This is a genomic window from Nocardioides sp. P5_C9_2 (assembly GCF_054049555.1).
Genome location: NZ_JBFUMD010000415.1, coordinates 1 through 3,557, shown reverse-complemented (window position 1 = coordinate 3,557; position 3,557 = coordinate 1). Strand labels below are relative to the sequence as shown.

Annotated in this window: 6 protein-coding genes; all 6 read right to left on the bottom strand. The window is 74.1% G+C overall.

All coding sequences use genetic code 11. The annotated features are described in order from the left end of the window. Positions 1 to 872, bottom strand: an 872-nt coding sequence (locus ACXJKL_RS17205; RefSeq protein WP_457208238.1) for a GNAT family N-acetyltransferase, incomplete at its 3' end; no start/stop codon positions are given. Positions 873 to 998: 126 nt separating this feature from the next. Then, positions 999 to 1,667, bottom strand: coding sequence for a hypothetical protein (locus ACXJKL_RS17200; protein ID WP_457208237.1), 669 nt, complete (start codon positions 1,665 to 1,667; stop codon positions 999 to 1,001). Between the two features lie 9 nt (positions 1,668 to 1,676). Further along, positions 1,677 to 2,225, bottom strand: a complete 549-nt coding sequence (locus ACXJKL_RS17195; RefSeq protein WP_457208236.1) for a DUF3180 domain-containing protein — start codon at positions 2,223 to 2,225, stop codon at positions 1,677 to 1,679. Next, complete coding sequence (gene folK / locus ACXJKL_RS17190) at positions 2,222 to 2,794, bottom strand: 2-amino-4-hydroxy-6-hydroxymethyldihydropteridine diphosphokinase (protein WP_457208235.1); 573 nt, start codon at positions 2,792 to 2,794, stop codon at positions 2,222 to 2,224. The genes ACXJKL_RS17195 and folK overlap by 4 nt, the downstream gene beginning before the upstream one ends. Beyond that, entirely contained in the window at positions 2,791 to 3,165 is a 375-nt protein-coding gene (gene folB / locus ACXJKL_RS17185; protein WP_457208234.1) for a dihydroneopterin aldolase, read from the bottom strand. The genes folK and folB overlap by 4 nt, the downstream gene beginning before the upstream one ends. Next, positions 3,165 to 3,557: dihydropteroate synthase (locus ACXJKL_RS17180; RefSeq protein WP_457208233.1), on the bottom strand; the 393-nt coding region annotated here is incomplete at its 5' end. The genes ACXJKL_RS17180 and folB, both read right to left, overlap by 1 nt.

The window sequence follows — 3,557 nt, the reverse complement described above, 5'->3', positions numbered from 1 at the left end:
GACACGTAGGACCCGTCGGGTCCCTCGCCGCCCTCCGACACGGTGCCGACCAGGGCACCCACCGGCTCGGGGGCCTCGGGGTCGTCGAGGAGCTCGGCGAGCCACCAGTGGTCCCACCGGTGCCCGGGGTCCTCGCGCAGGCGGTGGATGAACTCGTCGAAGGTCTCCTCCGCCGAGTTGAAGTGGTCGGTGAACGCGCCCTCGAGGACGTCGTGGACGGCCCGCAGGCACGACTCGTCGGGCATCCCGTCGTCCTCGCGGCCGACGAGGCGGAACCGCACCCCGCGCCGCTCCCACGCCTCGGGTGCGGGCACCAGCCCGGCCTCGTCGGCGGTGACCGCGCGGCTCATCTGCCACCAGGTGCGGACCTTCGTGAAGCCGGCGCCCTCGAGCAACCGGTGCTGCCGCTCGTCGCCGGCGAAGGACCCGGTGTCGATCTGCTGGACGTCGAGGCCGCGCCCCTCGCCCACGGAGCGGGCCTGCGCCTCGGCCCACTCGACGAGCACGTCGGAGCAGGCCAGCGCCGTGTCGTCGTCGAGGTCGCGGTCGACGACGTGGACGAAGAGCATCCGCCCCTCGGCCCGGTCGTGGACGCTGCCCCAGGCCCGGATCGTGCCCCCGGCGTCGCGGACCACGACGTTCTCGCGGGTGGCCAGGCCGTGCTCGGAGACCTCGACGCGCACGTCGTCCTCCGAGGCGCTCGCCCAGCCCCGGGCGGCGGCCTCGTGGGCCCGCAACAGCTCGGTCAGGCGGGCGACGGTGGCGGCGTCCTCGCCGTCCACAGGCCCGGGCTCCCAGCCGTCGGGCAGCGGGTGATCGACGGGGATGACGCTGGCAGGGTCGCTCTCGAACCGGTTGTCCTCAGGGATCACATCGGCTGATTGTGCCGTACGCCGTCCACGTCACCCGGTGCAGCGTCCCCCGGCCCCGTGGCCGGCGGGCCGGAGACACCGACGGCCGGCCACTCGCGTGGCCGGCCGGTCGGTGGAACGGGTGACTCAGGCGGACTCGGCGCGCCGCGCGGCCGCGGCGGCCTTCCAGGAGACCAGCTCGGAGCGCAGCACGTCGAGCTCGGCCTCGAGCTCGGCGACCAGCACGATGGCCTCGGCGGCGCGGTCCTCGGAGGAGTCGAGCAGGCGGGCGGACTCGGCGACCTCGCGCTCGGCGACGTCGGCCCGACGGGCCTCGGCGTTGAGCTTGCGGGTCTGGTCGAGGGCGTGGCGCTGGGCCTTGCTGAGCGCCACCTCGAGGCCGTCGATGACCTCCTCGCGGTCGGCGATCTTGCGTCGCATGTCGGTGGCGAAGGCGGCGTTCTCGGCGGTGCGCGCGGCGGTCAGCGCGGCGTACTCCGTGGCCTGCTCGGCGCGGTCGCGGGCGGCGTCGCGACGCGCCTGCATCACCTCGCTGTGGGTGATGCGGGTGGCCGCGGCGCCGAGGACCAGGGCGGCGACGGCGACCAACGAGGTCAGCCAGCCGATGCCGGCGACCAGCGCCCATCCGACCAGCACGGTCGCCACGACGAGCAGCGCGACGGCCACCGTCAGCCGCGTGCTGCGCTGGCGACGACGGGCGGCGCTGCGCACCGAGGGCACCGGGGTCGCGGTGCTCGTCGTGGCGGGCGCGGCCGGGACGGACGCCTGTGACTGCTGGGACGGGAGGGAAGCCATACCAGCAGGTTAGGGCCCCTTCTTGCGCGAGGGCAGCCGACACGCTCGCTCGAGCAGGAGCGAGGAGATGACGATCGCCACTCCGCCGAGGGCAGCGACCCCCGAGCGCAGGGCCCGCTGGTCGGCCAGCTGGGATGGGTCGCCGATCCACGTCACGGCGTACGCCGCATAGCCGGCGGCCACCAGGGAACCCACCAGGGCGCAGGCCCGGGCCAGCACGAGGCGGTTGACCGCCCGGTGCGGCTCGAGCCGTTCGTGGCGCACGTGCAGCGTCCGCCAGGTGTCCCAGGCCAGCAGGCCGACGAAGCAGGCGACGAAGACCAGGGCGAGGGCCTGGATCCAGGTCACGATCGGCGCGGTCCCGTCGATCACGACGGTGATCGTGCGCAGCAGTCCCCCGCCGACGAGCCCGATCGCCGCCGCGACGGCCAGCGACGTGGCGGACGTGGGGCGCAGCCGCCCTTCCGGGTCCCGGTCGGGCTCGTGCTCGGCGCCCTGGCCCGACTCGTCGTCGGGCCGGCCGCCGTCGGGGTCCCCCTCAGGAGGGACTGCGGTCACTGGACCTCGAGGGCCAGGTCGTCACGGCGCGAGACGCCCGAGACGTCGGCGCGGCCGAGCAGGTCGGCGATCGGGCCGTGGTCGGGCAGCTCCGCGTCGGGCTCCAGGTCGTGCCACGGCTGCAGCACGAAGGCGCGCTCGTGGGCCCGCGGGTGCGGCAGGCGCAGGAAGTCGTCGTCGGCACGTCGGTCGCCCACCACGATCAGGTCGACGTCGAGGGTGCGGGGCGCGTTGCGCAGCTCGCTGCGCTCGCGGTCGAAGGCGTCCTCGATGGCCAGGGCCCGCTCCATCAGTCGGGCCGCCGGGAGCGTCGTGTCGGCGAGCACCACCGCGTTGAGGAACATCGGCGCGTCCTCGACGGGCGAGTCCACCGGCTCCGACTCGTAGACCGGCGAGACGCCGGTGAGGAAGAGGTCGGGCGTGTCGGCGAGGGCGTCGACCGCCCCCTGCAGGGTCGCGAAGCGCTCTCCGAGGTTGGAGCCCAGCGCGACCACGATCCGACGGATCGGGTGCATCTCGCCGGTGAGGGAATCCGTGTCCACGATGTAGGGGTTGGGGGTCTCGGTCATCGACTGGCCTCAGTCCTGGTGATCGTCAGCGCGACATCCCGAAATGTCGCGTCAATGGGTGCATCGGGCTTGTGGATCGTGACGCGGGCCCATTCAACACGACGCTCGGTCAGGCACTCGTCGGCGATGCGCTGGGCCACCGTCTCGATCAGGTCCACCGGGTCGGACTCGACTGCCGCCCGGACCCGGTCCACGAGAGTCCCGTAGTGGACGGTCTCCTGCAAGTCGTCGGAGGCGGCGGCGGACCGCGTGTCGAGGCCGAGCGTGAGGTCGATCACGAAGGTCTGGCCCTCGCGCCGCTCGAAGTCGAAGACCCCGTGGTGCGCGAAGCACTCGAGGCCGGTGATCGTCAGCTCGTCGCTCACGCGCATCACTCCTGGTCGCCGGTGGTCGAGCGGAAGGCCTGCCAGGTCGCGAGGGCGTCGTCCGTCGCGCGTACGTCGTGCACGCGCAGGCACCACACGCCCTGGTCGGCCAGCAGCGGCACCAGGGCCGCGTGCGCGTGCTCGCGCTCGACGGGCGGGCGGGGGATGCCGTCGGGGCCCGCCAGCAGGGCGCCGAGGAAGCTCTTGCGGCTCGCACCGACCAGCAGGGGCCTTCCCAGCGCCGCGACCGCGTCGAGGTGGGCGAGCAGCTGCCAGTTGTGGTGGCCCCGCTTGGCGAACCCCAGACCCGGGTCCAGCACGATCCGGTCCGCGTCGATGCCGGCGGCCAGCGCCGCCTCCAGGCGCTCGCCGAGCTCGGCCACGACGGCACCCACGAC

Bases quoted from the DNA above. Each gene is read 5' to 3' on its own strand.
- ACXJKL_RS17200 (WP_457208237.1), bottom strand. From the start codon at position 1,667: ATGGCTTCCCTCCCGTCCCAGCAGTCACAGGCGTCCGTCCCGGCCGCG.
- folK (WP_457208235.1), bottom strand. From the start codon at position 2,794: ATGACCGAGACCCCCAACCCCTACATCGTGGACACGGATTCCCTCACC.
- folB (WP_457208234.1), bottom strand. From the start codon at position 3,165: ATGCGCGTGAGCGACGAGCTGACGATCACCGGCCTCGAGTGCTTCGCG.